1 protein-coding gene is annotated in these 654 nt (G+C 45.6%); it reads right to left on the minus strand.

The features are described 5' to 3' along the window. Nucleotides 1–238: 238 nt before the first annotated feature. Nucleotides 239–654 (minus strand): ATP-binding protein (locus BO225_RS11305; RefSeq protein WP_158023842.1); only part of this gene is annotated, 416 nt, incomplete at its 5' end.

Genomic DNA, 654 nt, shown 5'->3' on the forward strand with positions numbered 1-654 from the left:
AGGAATACCGATTGCCGATATCTGTTTTGAAGGAAACCGCAACGAATCTTTTTCGATGCGCGAGCTTGAGAAGACGCTGGAGAAGGATTTCGGGTTCAGCCGCTTTATCGTTTGTGCCGATGCCGCTTGTAGATGTCAAGTTAAAAATGTACAAATTCGATGAGATAAAAATGCTCAATTTTGTTTGAAAGATACTGAAGGATCTTTTCGATCCTTCTTTCGATTTTGACCAATTGCTTTATTCCTGTTCGGTGTGCGGCTTCTTCTTGATATGGTCTTTCATACGGTAAGACTTTCCGGTAATGGACACGACATGCGCATGATGCAGGATCCTGTCCAGGATCGCATTGGCCATAACGGGGTCCTGAAATATCTCGTCCCATTCGCCAAAGCCGATATTGGTTGTCAGTATCGTGCTTTTCTGTTCGTATCGTTTGTCGATCAGCTGAAAGAACAGTTTCGACTCTTCTTTTGTGATCGGCAGATACCCGATTTCGTCGATAATCAGCAGCTTGTACCGGCTGTAATTCTTCAAACGGTTTTCCAGCCGATTTTCTTCGTTGGCTTTTCTCAGCTGCTGGATGAGGTCGTGGCATTTGATGAAGTAGGTGCTGTTCCTCTTCTTGGCGGCTTCGATTCCCAGGCTCACGGCCA

The sequence above is a fragment of the Dubosiella newyorkensis genome (assembly GCF_001945605.1).
Lineage (GTDB): Bacteria > Bacillota_I > Bacilli_A > Erysipelotrichales > Erysipelotrichaceae > Dubosiella > Dubosiella newyorkensis.